The sequence below is a fragment of the Streptomyces sp. NPDC102270 genome (genome assembly GCF_044766405.1).
Classification (GTDB): Bacteria; Actinomycetota; Actinomycetes; order Streptomycetales; family Streptomycetaceae; genus Streptomyces.
Genome location: NZ_JBIWLX010000001.1, coordinates 423,545 through 440,230, shown reverse-complemented (window position 1 = coordinate 440,230; position 16,686 = coordinate 423,545). Strand labels below are relative to the sequence as shown.

Sequence of the window (16,686 nt, the reverse complement as noted above, 5' to 3'; positions counted from 1 at the left end):
GGTCCTCACATCCGGAAGACGCCGAACTGGGGGTCGCCCAGCGGCGCGTTGGCGCATGCGGTCAGGGCCAGGCCGAGCACCTGACGGGTGTCGAGCGGGTCGATGACCCCGTCGTCCCAGAGGCGGGCGGTGGCGTAGTAGGCGTTGCCCTGACGCTCGTACTGGGCGCGGATCGGGTCCTTGAAGGCGTCCTCGTCCTCGGCGGACCAGCTCTCGCCCCGCTGCTCCAACTGGTCCCGCTTGACGGTCGCGAGGACCGACGCGGCCTGCTCGCCGCCCATCACGGAGATCTTGGCGTTGGGCCACATCCACAGGAAGCGCGGGGAGTAGGCCCGGCCGCACATGGAGTAGTTCCCGGCGCCGTACGACCCGCCGACGACCACGGTCAGCTTGGGCACGCGCGTGCAGGCGACCGCGGTCACCATCTTGGCGCCGTGCTTGGCGATGCCGCCGGCCTCGTAGTCCTTGCCGACCATGAAGCCCGAGATGTTCTGGAGGAACAGCAGCGGGATGCCGCGCTGGTCGCACAGCTCGATGAAGTGGGCGCCCTTCTGGGCCGACTCGGAGAACAGGATGCCGTTGTTGGCGACGATCCCCACCGGGTGGCCGTGGATCCGGGCGAAGCCGGTGACCAGGGTCTGCCCGAACTCGGCCTTGAACTCGGCGAAGCGGGAACCGTCCGTGATGCGCGCGATGATCTCGCGGACGTCGTAGGGGGTGCGCGAGTCGGTCGGCACGGCGCCGTAGAGGCCGTGGGGGTCGACCTTGGGCTCCACCGCGGGCTCGACGGACCACGGCAGCGGCCCGCGCGCGGGAAGGGTCGCGGCGATGTTCCGCACGATCCTCAGCGCGTGGGCGTCGTCCTCGGCGAGGTGGTCGGTGACGCCGGAGATCCGGGAGTGCACCTCGCCGCCGCCGAGCTCCTCCGCGGTGACGACCTCGCCGGTGGCGGCCTTCACCAACGGGGGACCGCCGAGGAAGATCGTGCCCTGGTTGCGGACGATGACGGCCTCGTCGCTCATGGCGGGGACGTAGGCGCCGCCTGCCGTGCACGAGCCGAGCACGGCGGCGATCTGCGGAATGCCCGCACCCGACATCCGGGCCTGGTTGTAGAAGATCCGCCCGAAGTGCTCGCGGTCCGGGAAGACCTCGTCCTGCATGGGCAGGAAGGCGCCGCCGGAGTCCACGAGGTAGATGCAGGGCAGGCGGTTGTCGAGGGCGACCTCCTGCGCGCGCAGGTGCTTCTTCACCGTCATCGGGTAGTAGGTGCCGCCCTTGACGGTGGCGTCGTTGGCGACGATCACGCACTCGCGTCCGCTCACCCGCCCGATCCCGGCGATGACCCCGGCGGCCGGGGCCTGTCCGTCGTACATCCCCTCGGCCGCGAGGGGGGCCAGCTCCAGGAAGGGCGAGCCGGGGTCGAGGAGGCTGTCGACCCGGTCCCGGGGCAACAGCTTCCCGCGCGCGGTGTGCCGCTCACGCGCCCTGTCCCCGCCGCCCAGCCCGGCCGCCGCGAGCTTGTCCCGCAGCTCGTCCACGAGGGCCCGGTGGGCCTCCTCATTGGCCTTCCAGGCCGGAGACGCGGGGTCCGCCGCGCTCGTCAGCTCGGGTGCCTGATCCATGTCCTCGCGGTCCCCTCACCCAGTGATCGCCTGTTAATGAGCGTTAACCATTTCCTTCAGGTTAACGACCGCTAACCTCCCTGTCTAGAATTGCTTGCATGGCCACGAGAACCGACGCCCCCACCCGCCGCGAGCAGATCCTCAAGGAGGCCGCGCGGCTGTTCGCCGAGCGCGGGTTCCACGGCGTGGGCGTGGACGAGATAGGCGCGGCGGTCGGGATCAGCGGACCCGGGCTCTACCGGCACTTCGCGGGCAAGGACGCGATGCTGGCGGAGCTGCTGGTCGGCATCAGCGGCCGGCTGCTGACGGGCGGCAAGCGGCGGGTCGCCGAGTCGGGCGGCCAGGACCCCGGGGCGCTGCTGGACTCGCTGATCGAGGGCCACATCGACTTCGCACTCGACGACCGCCCCCTGATCACCCTGCACGACCGCGAGCTGGACCGCCTCCGGGACAGCGACCGCAAGCTGGTGCGGCAGCTGCAGCGGCAGTACGTCGAGCTGTGGGTGGAGATCCTGCGCGAGGTCTACCCCGGCCTCGCGGAACCCGCCGCCCGCTCGGCCGTGCACTCCGTCTTCGGCCTCCTGAACTCCACCCCGCACCTGGGCCGCCCCGGCTCGCTCCCGGGGCGCGGCGCCACCGCGGAGCTGCTGCACCGCATGGCCCGGGGGGCGTTCGCGGCCGCGGCGGCGTGACGAGCGTTACGGGATCACCTCTGGACTCGCCTCCTTACCGGCCGGTACCTTTGTGTTCTGAGCAAGCGCTTAGACACGTACCTGGAGGTGGCGGCGGTGCGCCGTACTGTGTTCAACGAGGACCATGAGGCGTTCCGGGAGACCCTGCGCGCCTTCATCGAGGCCGAGGTCGTCCCCGTCTACGACGAGTGGTTCGCAGCCGGCCAGGCGCCGCGCGACTTCTACTACAAGCTCGCCGAGCTCGGCATCTTCGGCATCCGCGTGGACGAGGAGTTCGGCGGCGCCGGCATCGACTCGTACAAGTTCGAGGCCGTGATGTACGAGGAGACCGCCCGCGCGGGCGTGCAGTTCGGCGGCTCCGGTGTGCACGTCCTGCTGGGCCTGCCGTACATCAAGATGCTCGCCACCGACGAGCAGAAGAAGCGGTTCCTGCCGAAGTTCGTCACCGGCGAGGAGATGTGGGCCCTCGCGATGACCGAGCCGGGCACCGGCTCCGACCTCGCGGGCATGAAGACCACCGCCAAGCTCTCCGAGGACGGCACGCACTACGTCCTCAACGGCGCCAAGACCTTCATCACCGGTGGTGTGCACGCCGACCGGGTGATCGTCTGCGCCCGAACCTCCGCGCCCACCGCCGAGGACCGCCGCTTCGGCATCTCCCTGTTCGCCGTGGACACCAAGTCCGAGGGCTACTCCGTCGGCCGCAAGCTCGACAAGCTCGGCCTGAAGACCTCCGACACCGCCGAGCTCGCGTTCGTCGACGTCAAGGTGCCCGTCGAGGACCTCCTCGGCGAGGAGAACAAGGGCTTCTACTACCTCGGCCACAACCTCGCCTCCGAGCGCTGGGGCATCGCCTTCGGCGCCTACGCGCAGGCCAAGGCCGCCGTCCGGTTCGCCAAGCAGTACGTCCAGGACCGCACCGTCTTCGGCAAGACGGTCGCCTCCTTCCAGAACACCAAGTTCGAGCTGGCCGCCTGCCAGGCCGAGGTCGACGCGGCCGAGGCCGTCGCCGACCGCGCGCTCGAAGCCCTCGACGCCGGTGAACTCACCCCCGCCGAGGCCGCCTCCGCCAAGCTGTTCTGCACCGAGGTCGCCCACCGCGTGATCGACCGCTGCCTCCAGTTGCACGGTGGCTACGGCTTCATGAACGAGTACCCGATCGCCCGCCTGTACGCGGACAACCGCGTCAACCGCATCTACGGCGGCACCAGCGAGATCATGAAGACGATCATCGCGAAGGACATGGGTCTGTAAGCCGCCCGCAATCACCGGCCGGTACAAAAGAACCCCATGAGCCAGGCACTTCAGGACCTCCTCGATCTGCTCGACATCGAGCAGATCGAGGAGGACATCTTCCGCGGCGACTCCCGCCCCGCCGTCGTCCCCCGCGTCTTCGGCGGGCAGGTCGCGGCGCAGGCGCTGGTCGCCGCCGGGCGCACGGTCCCCGAGGACCGGCTCGCCCACTCCCTGCACGCGTACTTCCTGCGCCCCGGCGACCCGGGCGCGCCGATCGTCTACACCGTCGACCGCATGAACGACGGCCGGTCCTTCACCGCCCGCCGCGTCCTCGCGGTCCAGCACGGCCAGCCGATCTTCGCCCTCTCCGCCTCCTTCCAGCGGTACGAGGACGGCTTCGACCACCAGGCCGCCATGCCGGCCGCCCCCGACCCGGCGACGCTGCCCACCTCCGCGGACCGGCTGCGCGGCTACGACCACCTGGACCCGGCGGTCGTCGAGCGGTTCCTCGAGGCCCGTGAGGCGATCGACCTGCGGTACGTCGACGAACCGCCGTTCGGAAAGTTCGGCGAGCCGCGCGAACCGCACTCCCAGGTCTGGTTCCGCACCAACGGCAAGCTCGCGGACGACCCGCTGCTGCACGTCGTCCTCGCCACCTACGTCTCCGACATGACGCTCCTCGACTCGATCCTGCTCGCGCACGGCCGCGGCGGCTGGGCGGTCGGAGACGTCGTCGGGGCCTCGCTGGACCACGCGATGTGGTTCCACCGCCCCTTCCGCGCCGACGAATGGCTCCTGTACGACCAGGAGTCCCCGTCGGCCTCCGGCGGCCGGGGCCTGGGCCAGGCCCGCATCTACACCCAGGACGGCCGCCTCGCCGTCTCGGTGATCCAGGAGGGCGTGGTCCGCGCGCCCAGGTGACCCGCGCCTACGACAGTCCGGCCTCGCTCAGCAGATACGCCGTCATCGGGTCGTAGTAACGCGGGCTCACCACGTGGTCGTCGAGGGGGACGGTCACCTGCACCGTGCCCTCGGCCTCGCCCACGAAGAGCGCCGGGTCGTTGGAGTCGGCGTAGCCCACCGCGTCCACGCCGTGCTGAGCGGCGTATCCCGCCCAGCCGTGGTCGGCGACGACCAGGTCGGGCAGCGGGCGGCCCTCGCGCTCCAGGGCCGTGAGGATGGCCTTCATCGGGTCGCCGGAGTGGGTGTGCCACAGCGTCGCGCCGTGCTCCAGGACCGCCACGTCCGCGAACTGCATCACGTACCCCTCGTCCGTCTGCAGCCCGTCCGGGATGACGACGATCTCGCAGCCGGCGGCACGCAGCGCGGCGCCGGTGGCGTGGTGGACGTCGAGCAGGCCGCCGGGGTGGCCGGTCGCGAGGAGCACCCGCTGCTGCCCGTCCGCCGCCTTGCGCAGCCGGGCCGCCATCCGCTCCAGACCTCCGACGGTCAGCTCCGGGTCGATGGTGTCCTGCCCGTACCGGTACTCCGGGTCGTCGTTGACGCCCACCCGCTCCGCCATCACCGCGAGCACGTCCTGCTCGTCGCTCCAGCGGTCCCCGAGCTCCAGACCGAACCAGTAGTGACGGTTGCCGTTCGCCAGCTGGCGGTAGTGGGAGAGGTTGTTCTCCCGCGGGGTGGCCACCTCGCCCGCGATACGGGTCTTCACAAGGTGGTCGACGAGCTCGGCGCGGCTGGGTGTCCCGGGTATCGGCATGCCTCCCATTCTGAGGCACGCCTTCAGGCCACCGCCTCGCATCCCGCCCGCTGGGACGCGGGTCACGCGCTCACGACCGGCGCAGCGCGAACCACAGCTCCATCCGTACGTCCGGGTCGTCCAGGTCCAGCTCCAGCAGCGCCGCGCACTTCGCGATCCGCTGCCGCACGGTGTTGCGGTGCACGTCGAGCGCGACCGCCGTACGGTCCCAACTGCCGTGCAGGGACAGCCAGGTGCGGAGGGTCTCCGGGAGGGCGGGGCTGCCTTCGAGGCAGGCCAGCAGTGCCCGGGCGTGTGCCTCGGCGTCCGTCTCCGGCACCAGGTCGGCGAGCGCCGGCCGGGCCCGGTACCGGACCAGTCCGGCGCGGGTCGCGCGGGCGCGGGCCAGCGCACGGGCTGCCTGGGTGTCGGCGACGGCCCACTCCCGCGGTCCGGCGACAGCACTGACCCCCAGCGTCCACCCCGGCTGCGGAGCCGGTTCCCGGTCGGCGGGCAGCAGCACCCGTACGACCTCCCGCGCCACGTCGACGAGCGGCGACCCGAGTGCGGCGCCGAGCGCGGAGGCCCCGACCGCGTCGGGAGCGGCGAGCGTGTCGGGCCGGGCGTGCACGACGACCCACCGCTCGCCCCCGAGGAGCGGGGCCACGTCCTGGGCGGGGGCGCCCAGCAGCAGCCGTACCAGTGCGGACGACCGCGCCGCCCCCGACCCGCTCTGATGCTCACCGGTGAGCAAGGACAGCAGCACGGCGGCGACGGAGGCGATGGTGTGGTCACCGGGATCGCGCTGCGGCGCGGCGACGCCGAGGACGAAGCCGTGTCCGGCACCGAGGGAGTAGGCGGCGAGGTGCACGTCAGCGACGGTGTCGGTGGCTGAGGTGGGAGCGGTGGGGGAGGCGGGGGCAGGTGTGGCGGCCAGGGGCGTGCGGGTGTTGCCGGGGGCGGTGGCGCCGACCGGCCCGGTCGGCGCCGGTCCGGCGGACGGGGCCGTGGCCGCCGGTCGGACGATCCGCGTCAGCGCCGCCAACGCCTCCCGTACTTCCCGGGCTTCAAGGCCCCCTGAGGCCCGCCCGGCCACCGCGACCTCCGTGCCGTCCGGTCCGAAGAGCACCGCCCGTCCCCCCACCCGCTGGGCGAGTTGCCGCAGCACGGACGGCACCGGGTCCGGGCGGGACGCGGCCGCCGCCAGGCTCTGCTGGGCCTCGGTCACCCGGCGCAGTTCCGTGTGGCGGGCCTGGGCCATCAGCTGCCAGACCGCGCGGGCCACGGCGGAGAACGTGGTCCGGGGAGGGACCTCCAGCAGCGGGAGTCCGTACGCCTCGCAGGCCGCCACCAGCGCGCGCGGGACCGTGTCGTGCACCGGCGCCACGCCGAAGCCGAGGGCCGCGCCGCCCGCCGCGACGATCCTCGACACATAGTCGTCGAAGTACGTCCCCGAATCCGCCGCCTCCGGAATGTGCACCCCGGCCGTCAGCAGCAGCTCACCGCCCAGCAGATACGGGTACGGGTCCGCCATCTCCGAGGTGTGCGCCCAGTGGATCACCGCGGCGGGCTCCGAGGGCCCCGCGATCTGCCGCAGCGCCAGGTCCTCGCGGGCCAGCAGCGCCGCCAGCGGGACCGGTGGGGTGGGTGGGACCGACGGGTCCGGCATGATGGACGTTCCCTCCATCCAGTACCGCGTGAATGGATGAAACGTACACTTCGCAGCAGGTTTCCGCCCACCTAGTGTCGACGGCAGACGACAGAAGGAAGGCATACGACCATGAGCGCCCCCGAGACCCCCCGCGGCCCCGTCGACTCCTCCCGCATCCCGCGCTACGCCGGACCCGCGACCTTCGCCCGGCTGCCGCGCCTCGACGAGGTCGGGCGGGCCGACGTCGCCGTCGTGGGCGTGCCCTTCGACTCGGGTGTCTCCTACCGGCCCGGCGCCCGCTTCGGCGGCAACGCGATCCGTGAGGCGTCCCGGCTGCTCAGGCCCTACAACCCGGCGCAGGACGCGTCCCCCTTCGCGCTGGCACAGGTCGCGGACGGCGGGGACATCGCCGTGAACCCGTTCAACATCAACGAGGCCGTCGAGACGATCGAGGCGGCGGCGGACGACCTCCTCGGCACCGGCGCCCGCCTGATGACCCTGGGCGGCGACCACACCATCGCCCTCCCGCTGCTCAGGTCCGTCGCGAAGAAGCACGGCCCGGTCGCCCTGCTGCACTTCGACGCCCACCTCGACACCTGGGACACCTACTTCGGCGCCGAGTACACGCACGGGACCCCGTTCCGGCGGGCGGTGGAGGAGGGCATCCTCGACACCTCAGCCCTCTCCCACGTGGGCACCCGCGGGCCGCTGTACGGCAAGCAGGACCTGGACGACGACGCCAAGCTGGGCTTCGGCATCGTCACGTCCGCCGATGTCATGCGGCGTGGCGTGGACGAGGTCGCCGACCAGCTCCGGCAGCGCATCGGGGACCGCCCCCTCTACATCTCCATCGACATCGACTGCCTGGACCCGGCCCACGCGCCCGGCACGGGCACCCCCGAGGCGGGCGGCATGACCTCCCGCGAGCTGCTGGAGATCCTGCGGGGTCTGGCATCGTGCAACCTGGTGTCGGCGGACGTCGTCGAGGTGGCCCCCGCGTACGACCACGCGGAGATCACGTCGGTGGCGGCCTCCCACACCGCCTACGAACTGACCACGATCATGTCCCGCCAGATTGCAGAGGCCCGCGCGCAGTGACTCACGACCACGACCTGGTGCTCCGTCCGACGGAGGCGCAGATCTCCGCTGCGCTCAACCCTCCTGCCGGCCGCAACGGCGGAGACCTGGTCGTGGAGACGCTGGCCGCGCTCGGCGCGACGACCGTCTTCGGTCTGCCCGGCCAGCACGCGCTCGGCGTCTTCGACGCGCTGCGGCGCTCAGACCTGCGGTACATCGGCCTGCGGGTGGAGAACAACGCGGGCTTCGCGGCCGACGCGTACGGCCGGATCACGGGGGAGGCGGCGCCACTGCTGCTGTCGACGGGACCCGGGGCGCTGACCTCCCTTGCGGCCCTCCAGGAGGCGGCCGCCGCGTCGGCCCCGGTGCTGGCGATCAGCAGCCAGATCCCCACGGCCGGCCTCGGCGGCGGCCGCCACGGCTATCTGCACGAACTCCCGGACCAGGCCGCCTCGTTCAGGGGCGTGGTCAAGTCGGTCCACACCGTCCGCGCCCAGTCCCAGATCCCCTCCGCGATCGAGGCGGCCTGGAAGTCGGCGCTGACCGCCCCGCACGGCCCGGTGTGGGTGGAGATCCCGCAGGACGTGCTGCTGTCCCCGACCCTGATCCCCGTGGTGACGGGCGGCGACGCCTTCCCCGAGGAGCTGCCGCCGCGCCCCGAACTCACCGCGGTGGCGGCCGACCTGCTGTCGAACGCCGCCCGCCCGGCGATCATCGCGGGCGGGGGGGTCGTACGGGCGGACGCGTCCCGCAAGCTGCGACAGCTGGCGGAGACGCTTCAGGCGCCGGTGGTCACCACGCCCGGCGGCAAGGGCGCCTTCCCCTGGACGCACCCCCTGTCCCTCCAGTCCTGGATCGAGGACCGCCACACCACGGACTTCCTGGAGGACGCGGACGTACTCCTGGTGGTGGGTTCGGGGCTGGGCGAACTCTCGTCGAACTACCACACGTTCAAGCCGCGGGGCCGGGTCGTCCAGATCGAGGCGGACCTCGGGAAGCTGGAGTCCAACCACCCCGCGCTCGGCATCCACGCGGACGCGCGACTGGCGTTGCAGGCAGTGCTGGAGACGGTGTCCCCGCGGGAGGACGCGCAGGCCGCGGAGCGTGTACGTGACGTGCTGGCCCGCGTTTCCGCCCGTATCGCCGCCCAGGAACTCACCCTGGAGCAGGACGTGCTGGCGTCGGTCCGCCGGGCGCTGCCCGCCGACTCCCCGTCCTTCTGGGACATGACGATCCTCGCGTACTGGGCCTGGTCGGCCTTCGACGCCAAGGGCCCCAACCTGCTCCACTCCGCCCAGGGCGCCGGAGGTCTGGGCTACGGCTTCCCGGCGGCGCTGGGCGCGGCGGTGGCCGACCCGACCCGCCCGGTCCTGGCGGTGTCGGGTGACGGAGGGGCGCTGTACTCGATCGCCGAGCTGGCCACGGCCCGCCAGTACGCCCTGAACGTCACCTGGCTGATCGTCGACGACGGCGGCTACGGCATCCTGCGCGAGTACATGACGGACGCCTTCGGCCAGGCCACGGCGACGGAACTGACCCGTCCCGACTACGTGGCACTGGCCGAGTCCTTCGGCGTCCCCGGGGTCCGTACGACTCCCGGGAACCTCGCGGACGACCTGGCGAAGGCGCTCGGCTCACCGGGGCCGTCGGTGGTCGTGCTTCCGGCGGTGCTGCGGATGTTCGCGCCTACGCACCTGTAGCCGGGCCAGACGGGCGCCTACCAGATCGCCTCGACCCACTCCGGGTGGTCGATGAACGGGTTGCGGTTGTGCTGGTAGGTGTCGTAGATGACCTGGTTGCGCTTCTCCTCGAAGGCGCTCGGCGGGTCCGCCTCGTTCCACGCCTTGAGGACGGAGAGCTTGCCGATGTACGGGTTGGAGCCGTTGCCGACCTTCTCGTTGGGCTCCAGGTCGGCGAAGCCGTCGCCGCCGTCGTAGCGCACGGCCATGTAGAGGATCATGCGGGCCACGTCGCCCCGGTCCGCGGCGCGCGGCGCGAAGGAGTCGGAGTCCACGGTGCTGCCGCCGCCGTTGGTGACGGCGCTGCCGCCGTTGTCGAAGTCGAGGTTGCCGCGGATGCTGTTGACCTGGACGTCCGCGGGGCGCAGGTGGTGCAGGTCGGTGCCGGGCCCGGTCACCTCGCCGAAGTCGCCGTGGGACTTGGCCCATACGTGCTCACGGTTCCAGTCGCCCGTGTCGCCGCCGTTGAGGGACTTGCTGCGGGAGACGCCGCTGTACAGCAGGATCACGTTGCTGCTGTTGTTCGGGTCCTGGTCGGTGACCTTGAGCGCGTCCCACACCGCGGAGTACGAGATCTTCGAGACGTTGGCGCTGATGATCGTGTGCAGGGAGGACTTCAGGCTCGTGCCCGTCTTGCCGACCGCGCTCTTGTAGTACGTCGCGTCGTACGCGGTCGTCGTGGCGGCGGCCGGGGTCGTGGTCACGACCGGGGCGGCGAGCCCGACCAGCACGGCGGCGGTGGTGAGCGCCACCGACTTCCAGCTGCGGATGCGTGTCGCCAGCATAAAGGGGGTCCCATCTACGCGGGTTGAATGGAGGCGGCAGATGGGAGCGTGACATGGACATGCGGCCGTGTAAATGGATGGCACGTGTCCATTGGGTGACCCGAAACGGCAAATCGGGCCGTGTCTCCGCGAGTTGACACGCCGAACGGCCCCCGGCGACGTGATCGGGGGCCGTTCGCGAGAGGTTCAGGGGAACAGGACGGCGCCGCGCAGGTGCCGTACGGCGCCGTCCGCGCCAACGTGAGGCAGTGCCTAGTCGGCGAAGAGCGCGCCGAACTGGGCGGAGCCCGAGGTGGAGACGCCCACCGCGGTCACCGACAGGGCGCGGGCGCCGGTCGTGCCGATCTTCGTGCCGGTGGAGGGCAGGTACGTCACCGCTCCGTCGCCGCCGTCCTCGTACGATCCGATGACCAGGTCGGCCCTGCCGTCGCCGTTGACGTCGTCGAGCTTGACGTCGGCGCCGAACAGGTCGCTCTTCTCGTCGGTGCCGGGGACGCCCGCCGTGCTCTGCGCGAAGGACTGCAGGCCGGTGGAGGTGTTGATGCCGCTCGCGGAGCCGTACATGACGGTGACCATGCCGGCGTTGGTGACGCTGCCGAGGTCCTCGTTCGGGGTGGAGACGACCAGGTCCTGGTAGCCGTCGCCGTTGACGTCGCCCAGGTCCAGGTCCCAGCCGAAGGCGTCACCCTTCTCCGAACTGCCGGGGACGTTCCCGGTGTTCTGGGTGATGCCGGTGGTCGAGGCAGGGCCGGACGCGGAACCGTAGGTGATGCTGACCTTGCCGCCGTTCGCGGAGTCCGGGATGGTCCGGCCGTCGCCGGAGGTGGCGTCCCAGCCGGCGCCGGTGACGATGTCGCCGTAGCCGTCGCCGTTGATGTCGCCGATGCCGGTGACGATGCCCGGCTTGAGGGTCTTGACGCCGGCGACGCTCAGACCGCTCGCGGTGCCCGGCACCCAGTAGTTGGTGTTCCAGCCGTTGTCCGTCTGCGTCTCGTAACCGTCGACCACCAGGTCGGTGCGGCCGTCGCCGTTCACGTCGCCGGCGGTGAGCTGCTCGGGGCCGTAGGGGAAGCCGGACGAGCCGGGCATGATCGGCGGCTTGATGGTGTAGCGGCCGCCGGGCAGGCCGGTGGAGCTGCTGAAGCCGCCCTTGTAGACGTAGAGGGTGGCGGAGGAGTTGCCGACGGCCAGGTCGGCCTTGCCGTCGCCGTCGAAGTCACCGGCGGCCAGGGACAGGCCCCAGTTGTCGTGCGAGGAGACGGCCGGGTCGGGTACGTCGCCGGCCTTGCCGGTGAGGCCGCTCGCCGAGCCCCACAGGATCGCGAGGGCGCCGCCGTCGGTGTCGGTGCCGACCTTCTCGTACGGCGAGGCCACGGCGACGTCGTCGTAACCGTCGCCGTTGAAGTCGGCGTAGGCCGTCGCGCCGCCGAACAGGTCTCCGGTCTCGGCGTTGCCGGGCACGGTGCCGGAGTTCTGGCTGAGGACCGTGCGCTTGGCCGAGGTCACGCCGGAGCCGGTGCTGCCGTAGAGGGCGACGACCTGGCCGGCGTTGGCGTGCCCGCTGACGGAGGCGGTGGCGGCCGTGGCCAGGACGTCGCCGACGCCGTCGCCGTTGAAGTCGGCCTTGGCGACCTTGAACGAGTCGGCGGCGGTGGCCGTCGTCGCCGAGACCATGAGCAGACCGCCCGTCAGCGCGGCCGCGGCGGCCGTCGCGAGGGCGAGTCTGAGGTGCGGGAGGTGCTTCTGGTGCATGCGGGATTCTCCTGCTGCATGCGGGGGATACCTGCGGGCATCCGCGTCGATGGGGTGCGGACCGTCCGTGTTTGCCTGGTGTTGTCCTGCGGGACACGGGCGGTTGGCGATCAGGAGACTTCTGGTGGGGCCCAAGGGTTGTACGGGACACCGATGGCTCTGCACCGCCGCCGGTCGGGCGTACGACGATGTCCCACGCCCTTTCCGGAAGAGCGCGGGACATCGTCGTAGGGCGGACAGCCGGTGTGGTGGTCAGCCGACGTCCGAGGGGTCGGGAACTGTTGCTGCTGCACTTAGCAGAAGTGACTTCTGGTGATCGTGGGTGAGTGCCTGTACTGGATGCGGTGGTTCATCTGCGCGACAAGAGGGTCTGCCGACGGGGTGTGCTGCCTGCGGTTTCGGGAGGGAACGGGGGTTCGCAGGTCGAATGGGTGACCTTTGTGGCGGCTGCTCGTTGACTGCCGTGGACGAGGATCTTCGGCAGAGGGCGGGGTGTACGAGTGGGCGCACTGCGGGAGGTCGCGGCGTCGTTCGTGGTGCCCGGCCCGGCCGGAGTGGCGATCCGGGACCGGCTGCGGGTGTCGGATGCGGACGCGGCGGTGCTCACCGAGGTCGGTGTCTACTTGGGGTCGCTGGCGGCCGGGGATCTCGCGGAGCGGTCCCGGCAGGGGCGGGCTCATGATGCCGCGGGGTGGGCGGTGCGCAAGCGGGAGCTGACGGGGAGGTCGTCGGCGCGCTGGGCGGGCAGTATCACCAAGGCCACGCATGATCAGTGGGCGCTGGCCCGGCGTGGGCAGGCCGCCCACATGGCGTGGCTGCGCGGGCAGGTCACCTCGATCGGGGCGCGGCTGGCTCGGCCCTTGGGGGCCAGGGCCGACAAGCGCGCGGGGCTGGTGCGCGGGTATGCCTCGCGGGGCGAGTGGCACGCCAAGTCCCGCCGTCTGCAGACGCTGAAGGCCCGGCTGGCGGTGGTGGAGGCGGACTGGGCGGCGGGCCGGGTGCGTGTGGTGCGTGGTGGCAAACGCCTCGCGAACACCCGCCACCACCTGCAAGCGGCTGGCCTGGACGAGCACGCGTGGCGGCAGCGGTGGCGGGCGGAGCGGATGTTCCTGGCCGCAGACGGGGAGTCCGGCAAACGCTTCGGCAACGAGACGATCCGCGTCACCGACACCGGCCAAGTCTCCCTCAAGCTCCCCGCTCCGCTGGTCCACCTGGCCAACGCCCCGCACGGCCGCTACGTCCTTGACGCGCCGGTGGAGTTCCGGCACCGGGGCCAGGAGTGGCTGGACCGGATCACAGAGAACCGGGCGGTGGCCTACCGCATCCACCACGACCCGGCACGCGGCCGCTGGTATGTGACCGCCTCCTGGCAGCGCGCCGCCGCCCCGGTCCTGCCGCTTCAGGCGGCGCTGGCGCGGGGAGTGGTGGGGGTGGACATGAACGACGACCACCTCGCCGCCTGGCAGTTGGATGTGCACGGCAACCCGGTCGGCGAACCACAACGGTTCTTCTACGACCTCACCGCCAGCACCCAGCACCGCGACGCGCAGATCCGGCACGCCCTGACCAGGCTCCTGCACCACGCCCGGCGTTGCGGGGCCGCCGCGATCGCCATCGAGGACCTCGACTTCACCGAGGGCATCAGCCGCGAGAAGCATGGCCGCAATAAGCGTTTCCGCCGCCTCCTCTCCCGCTTCCCCACCGCGAAGTTGAAAGCCCGCCTCGTCTCGATGGCCGCCGAACAGAACATCGCGATCGTGGCAGTCGACCCCGCCTACACCAGCCGCTGGGGCGCCCAGCACTGGCAGCAGCCTCTCACCACGACAACCCGCAAGATTTCCCGGCACGATGCGGCGAGCATCGCGGTCGGGCGACGCGCCCTCGGGCATCCGATCCGGCGACGGACGGCACCGCCCCCGCCCCACCAGAGTGATGGTGCGGGGCATCGGACCGTCCAGGCCCGACCGGAGATTCGTCGGCGTGAGGAAACCCGCCCCCGTATCCCCGGACCACGGACACGATTCGTGTCACCGGACACGGAGCGAAAGCGGGCGACCAGGACATCCAACACCGTTCGGGATATCCGCAGTGACCAGATATGGGTCCAAGACTCACTCCTGCTCACTGATTAGGAACGGTCCAGCCGGTAGATCGTCGAGGTGCTGTTCGACTGGCTGCTCTGCGAAGAAGAGCTGCCCGTGCTGTAGTCGCTCTCCTTCACCGCCGTGCCGTTCTTCTGCACCCAGCTGGTGATCTCCTGGCTGAGGGTGCTGTTGCCGCCCATGCCCCCGCCGCCGAGCTGGATGTAGTGCAACTCGCCCTTCTTCACCAGCTCCTCGAGCCTGGCGAGGGTCATCGCCTGGTCGGTGCCGGTGAAGCCCCACATGGAGATGACGGGCTTGTGCGTGCTGAGGATCAGCTGGCCGGCACCCTGCGAATTGGACACCGCCAGCAGCCACTTGGCGCCGTCCTGGTGCTTCTCCAGGTACGAGATCAGCGCGCTGTCGACGCTGCCTCCCATGCCGCCACCGCCCAAGCCTGCGCCGGGCCGACCGGTCGTGCCGCCGGTCGCGCCGGGAGCCGTGTCGCCGCCCGGGAGTTCCCCGTTCGTGCCGCCCGGCGCCCCGCCCTGCGGGAGCTCACCGGTGCCGCCGCCGGGCTGCATCTGGCCGCCGCCATCGCCGCCATCGCCGGCATTGCCGTTGCCGCCGTTGCCGCCGGGGAGCTCCCCGCCCGCCTGGCCGCTGCCCTGCTGGGTGCCGCCCGGCATCCCGCCGCCGGGACCGCCGTTGCCGCCGCCGAAGCCGCCCCGGCCGCCACCGCCCCCCGGACCGCCCATGCCGCCCCCGGTCGACGGACCCGCCGTCGGGTTGGTGCCGCCCATGCCGCCGGAGGCGGAGGAGAGGGCCGGTGAGGCGGCGTACGCCGTCGGGCCCGCGAGGGCCGCCACGACCGCCGCCGCGACGGACACCCCGAGCAGCCGCAGCCGCGTCCCCGAGCCCGCCGTACGGAAGACGAACAGGCCCACGATCGCCAGGACCATGAGGACGCCGACGACCGGCCACAGCCACGTGTTCCAGCCGGTGGCCCGGCGCAGCAGCACGATCGCCCAGATTCCGGTGACCGCGAGCCCGGCCGGCAGCACCCAGGACCAGCGGGCGTCACCGCCGCGGAAGGCACGCCACAGCATGACGCCGCCCGCGCCGGTCAGCGCCGCGATGCCGGGGGCGAGCGCGGTCGTGTAGTACGGGTGCATGGTGCCCTCGGCCATCGCGAAGGTCAGGTAGTGCAGCACCAGCCAGCCGCCCCACAGGACGAGCGCGGCCCGTGTCATGTCGGTGCGCGGGGCCCGGCCGCACAGCACCAGGCCGGCGACGAGCGCGAGGAACGCGAAGGGGATCAGCCAGGAGATCTGGCCGCCGAGGATGTCGTTGAACATCCGGCCGATGCCCGCGGTACCGGCGAAGGTACCGCCACCGCCGCCCCCACCGCCACCGCCGTTGCCCTCGCCGCCGAGGACCCGGCCCAGGCCGTTGTAGCCCATGATCAGGTCCCAGGCGGAGCCGTCGGTCGAACCGCCGATGTAGGGCCGGTCGTCGGCCGGGACGAGGGACACCGCCGTCGCCCACCAGAAGCTGGAGACGGCCAACGCCACCGACGCGAGGGCCAGGTTGACGGCCTTCTTCCGCCAGCCGAGCCGCGACGCGTACACGTACACCGCGAAGACGGCCGGCAGGGCGATGTAGCCCTGGAGCATTTTGGTGTTGAAGGCGAGCCCGAACAGGACCGCCGAGCCGATCAGCGGCAGCAGCCTGTCGGTGCGCACCGCGCGCAGGGCGAGGGCCGCGCCGCCGACCATGAGCAGGACGAGGACGGTGTCGGGGTTGTTGTCCCGGTCGATCGCGACGGTGATGGGGGTCAGCGCGAGGACGAGCGCGGCGATCGCGGCCGCCATGTGCCCGAACACCCGCTTCACGGAGGCGTGCAGGATCCAGATGGTGCCGAGGGCGGCCGCGATCTCGGGCGCCATCATCTGCCAGGTGCCGAAGCCGAAGACCCGGCACGACAGACCCATGATCATCAGTGCGAAGGGCGGCTTGTCGACGGTGAGGAAGTTCCCCGCGTCGAGCGAGCCGAAGAACCAGGCCTTCCAGCTCTGCGTACCGCTGTAGATCGCGGCGCTGTAGAAGCTGTTGAGGCTGTTTCCGCTCAGGTTCCAGCCGTACAGGACGCCGGCCAGGACCAGGATCGCGAGCAGGACGGGCAGCGACCAGCGTGGGGCCTTGTCCGGGGGAGCCGCGGGCGGGGCCGGGGGAGGCCAGTCGGCGGACACGGTCTCGGCGTGGGCGTGGGGATCGGTGGCAGATGTCACCCGGGCATCGTGCGAAGGGCGGTTGGGTGAGGGCTGTGACGTAGCTGGCGCCATCCTGTGAAAA

General features: G+C 71.6%; 12 protein-coding genes. 6 read left to right on the top strand and 6 right to left on the bottom strand.

Features of this window, described 5'->3' with window-relative positions; genetic code table 11:
• Nucleotides 1-5: 5 nt before the first annotated feature.
• On the bottom strand, nt 6-1,622 hold the full coding sequence (locus ACIRP7_RS01880; RefSeq protein ID WP_403652551.1) for a carboxyl transferase domain-containing protein: 1,617 nt from the start codon (nt 1,620-1,622) through the stop codon (nt 6-8).
• A gap of 98 nt (nt 1,623-1,720) precedes the next feature.
• Here ACIRP7_RS01880 and ACIRP7_RS01875 point away from each other — a divergent pair, with 98 nt between their 5' ends.
• The 3 genes from ACIRP7_RS01875 to ACIRP7_RS01865 all read left to right on the top strand — a co-directional run bounded on the left by ACIRP7_RS01875 (nt 1,721) and on the right by ACIRP7_RS01865 (nt 4,471).
• On the top strand, nt 1,721-2,314 hold the full coding sequence (locus ACIRP7_RS01875) for a TetR/AcrR family transcriptional regulator (protein ID WP_403652548.1): 594 nt from the start codon (nt 1,721-1,723) through the stop codon (nt 2,312-2,314).
• Between the two features lie 96 nt (nt 2,315-2,410).
• Nucleotides 2,411-3,568, top strand: a complete 1,158-nt coding sequence (locus ACIRP7_RS01870) for an acyl-CoA dehydrogenase family protein (RefSeq protein WP_352384389.1) — start codon at nt 2,411-2,413, stop codon at nt 3,566-3,568.
• Nucleotides 3,569-3,604: 36 nt separating this feature from the next.
• Nucleotides 3,605-4,471 carry an acyl-CoA thioesterase gene (locus ACIRP7_RS01865; RefSeq protein WP_403652544.1) on the top strand — a complete coding sequence of 289 codons (867 nt, stop codon included), beginning with the start codon at nt 3,605-3,607 and terminating at the stop codon, nt 4,469-4,471.
• A 7-nt stretch (nt 4,472-4,478) separates the two neighbouring features.
• Here the strand turns inward: ACIRP7_RS01865 and ACIRP7_RS01860 are convergent, their stop codons facing one another.
• On the bottom strand, nt 4,479-5,267 hold the full coding sequence (locus ACIRP7_RS01860; RefSeq protein WP_352384251.1) for a phosphatase: 789 nt from the start codon (nt 5,265-5,267) through the stop codon (nt 4,479-4,481).
• A gap of 70 nt (nt 5,268-5,337) precedes the next feature.
• Nucleotides 5,338-6,915 carry a PucR family transcriptional regulator ligand-binding domain-containing protein gene (locus ACIRP7_RS01855; RefSeq protein WP_403652540.1) on the bottom strand — a complete coding sequence of 526 codons (1,578 nt, stop codon included), beginning with the start codon at nt 6,913-6,915 and terminating at the stop codon, nt 5,338-5,340.
• Between the two features lie 111 nt (nt 6,916-7,026).
• Between ACIRP7_RS01855 and speB the strand changes: the two genes are divergently transcribed.
• Together speB and ACIRP7_RS01845 are read left to right on the top strand one after the other, a co-directional pair.
• Nucleotides 7,027-7,995, top strand: coding sequence for an agmatinase (gene speB / locus ACIRP7_RS01850; protein WP_403652538.1), 969 nt, complete (start codon nt 7,027-7,029; stop codon nt 7,993-7,995).
• Nucleotides 7,992-9,674, top strand: coding sequence for a thiamine pyrophosphate-binding protein (locus tag ACIRP7_RS01845; protein ID WP_403652535.1), 1,683 nt, complete (start codon nt 7,992-7,994; stop codon nt 9,672-9,674). The genes speB and ACIRP7_RS01845 overlap by 4 nt, the downstream gene beginning before the upstream one ends.
• A gap of 17 nt (nt 9,675-9,691) precedes the next feature.
• Here ACIRP7_RS01845 and ACIRP7_RS01840 read toward each other — a convergent pair whose 3' ends face one another.
• On the bottom strand, nt 9,692-10,498 hold the full coding sequence (locus tag ACIRP7_RS01840) for an endonuclease I family protein (RefSeq protein ID WP_403652532.1): 807 nt from the start codon (nt 10,496-10,498) through the stop codon (nt 9,692-9,694).
• Nucleotides 10,499-10,750: 252 nt separating this feature from the next.
• Nucleotides 10,751-12,250 carry an FG-GAP and VCBS repeat-containing protein gene (locus ACIRP7_RS01835; RefSeq protein WP_403652529.1) on the bottom strand — a complete coding sequence of 500 codons (1,500 nt, stop codon included), beginning with the start codon at nt 12,248-12,250 and terminating at the stop codon, nt 10,751-10,753.
• Nucleotides 12,251-12,750: 500 nt separating this feature from the next.
• Here ACIRP7_RS01835 and ACIRP7_RS01830 point away from each other — a divergent pair, with 500 nt between their 5' ends.
• Nucleotides 12,751-14,382, top strand: a complete 1,632-nt coding sequence (locus ACIRP7_RS01830; RefSeq protein ID WP_403652526.1) for an IS200/IS605 family accessory protein TnpB-related protein — start codon at nt 12,751-12,753, stop codon at nt 14,380-14,382.
• Here ACIRP7_RS01830 and ACIRP7_RS01825 read toward each other — a convergent pair.
• Nucleotides 14,379-16,622: a glycosyltransferase family 39 protein gene (locus tag ACIRP7_RS01825; protein WP_403652523.1), complete on the bottom strand. Its 2,244-nt coding sequence runs from the start codon at nt 16,620-16,622 to the stop codon at nt 14,379-14,381. The two genes, ACIRP7_RS01830 and ACIRP7_RS01825, sit on opposite strands and share 4 nt — an antisense overlap.
• Nucleotides 16,623-16,686 lie beyond the last annotated feature (64 nt).

Excerpts from the sequence above, each read along its gene's own strand:
- ACIRP7_RS01840 (WP_403652532.1), bottom strand. The coding sequence starts at position 10,498 with ATGCTGGCGACACGCATCCGCAGCTGGAAGTCGGTGGCGCTCACCACC.
- ACIRP7_RS01855 (WP_403652540.1), bottom strand. The coding sequence starts at position 6,915 with ATGCCGGACCCGTCGGTCCCACCCACCCCACCGGTCCCGCTGGCGGCG.
- ACIRP7_RS01880 (WP_403652551.1), bottom strand. The coding sequence starts at position 1,622 with ATGGATCAGGCACCCGAGCTGACGAGCGCGGCGGACCCCGCGTCTCCG.
- speB (WP_403652538.1), top strand. The coding sequence starts at position 7,027 with ATGAGCGCCCCCGAGACCCCCCGCGGCCCCGTCGACTCCTCCCGCATC.
- ACIRP7_RS01875 (WP_403652548.1), top strand. The coding sequence starts at position 1,721 with ATGGCCACGAGAACCGACGCCCCCACCCGCCGCGAGCAGATCCTCAAG.
- ACIRP7_RS01865 (WP_403652544.1), top strand. The coding sequence starts at position 3,605 with ATGAGCCAGGCACTTCAGGACCTCCTCGATCTGCTCGACATCGAGCAG.
- ACIRP7_RS01860 (WP_352384251.1), bottom strand. The coding sequence starts at position 5,267 with ATGCCGATACCCGGGACACCCAGCCGCGCCGAGCTCGTCGACCACCTT.
- ACIRP7_RS01835 (WP_403652529.1), bottom strand. The coding sequence starts at position 12,250 with ATGCACCAGAAGCACCTCCCGCACCTCAGACTCGCCCTCGCGACGGCC.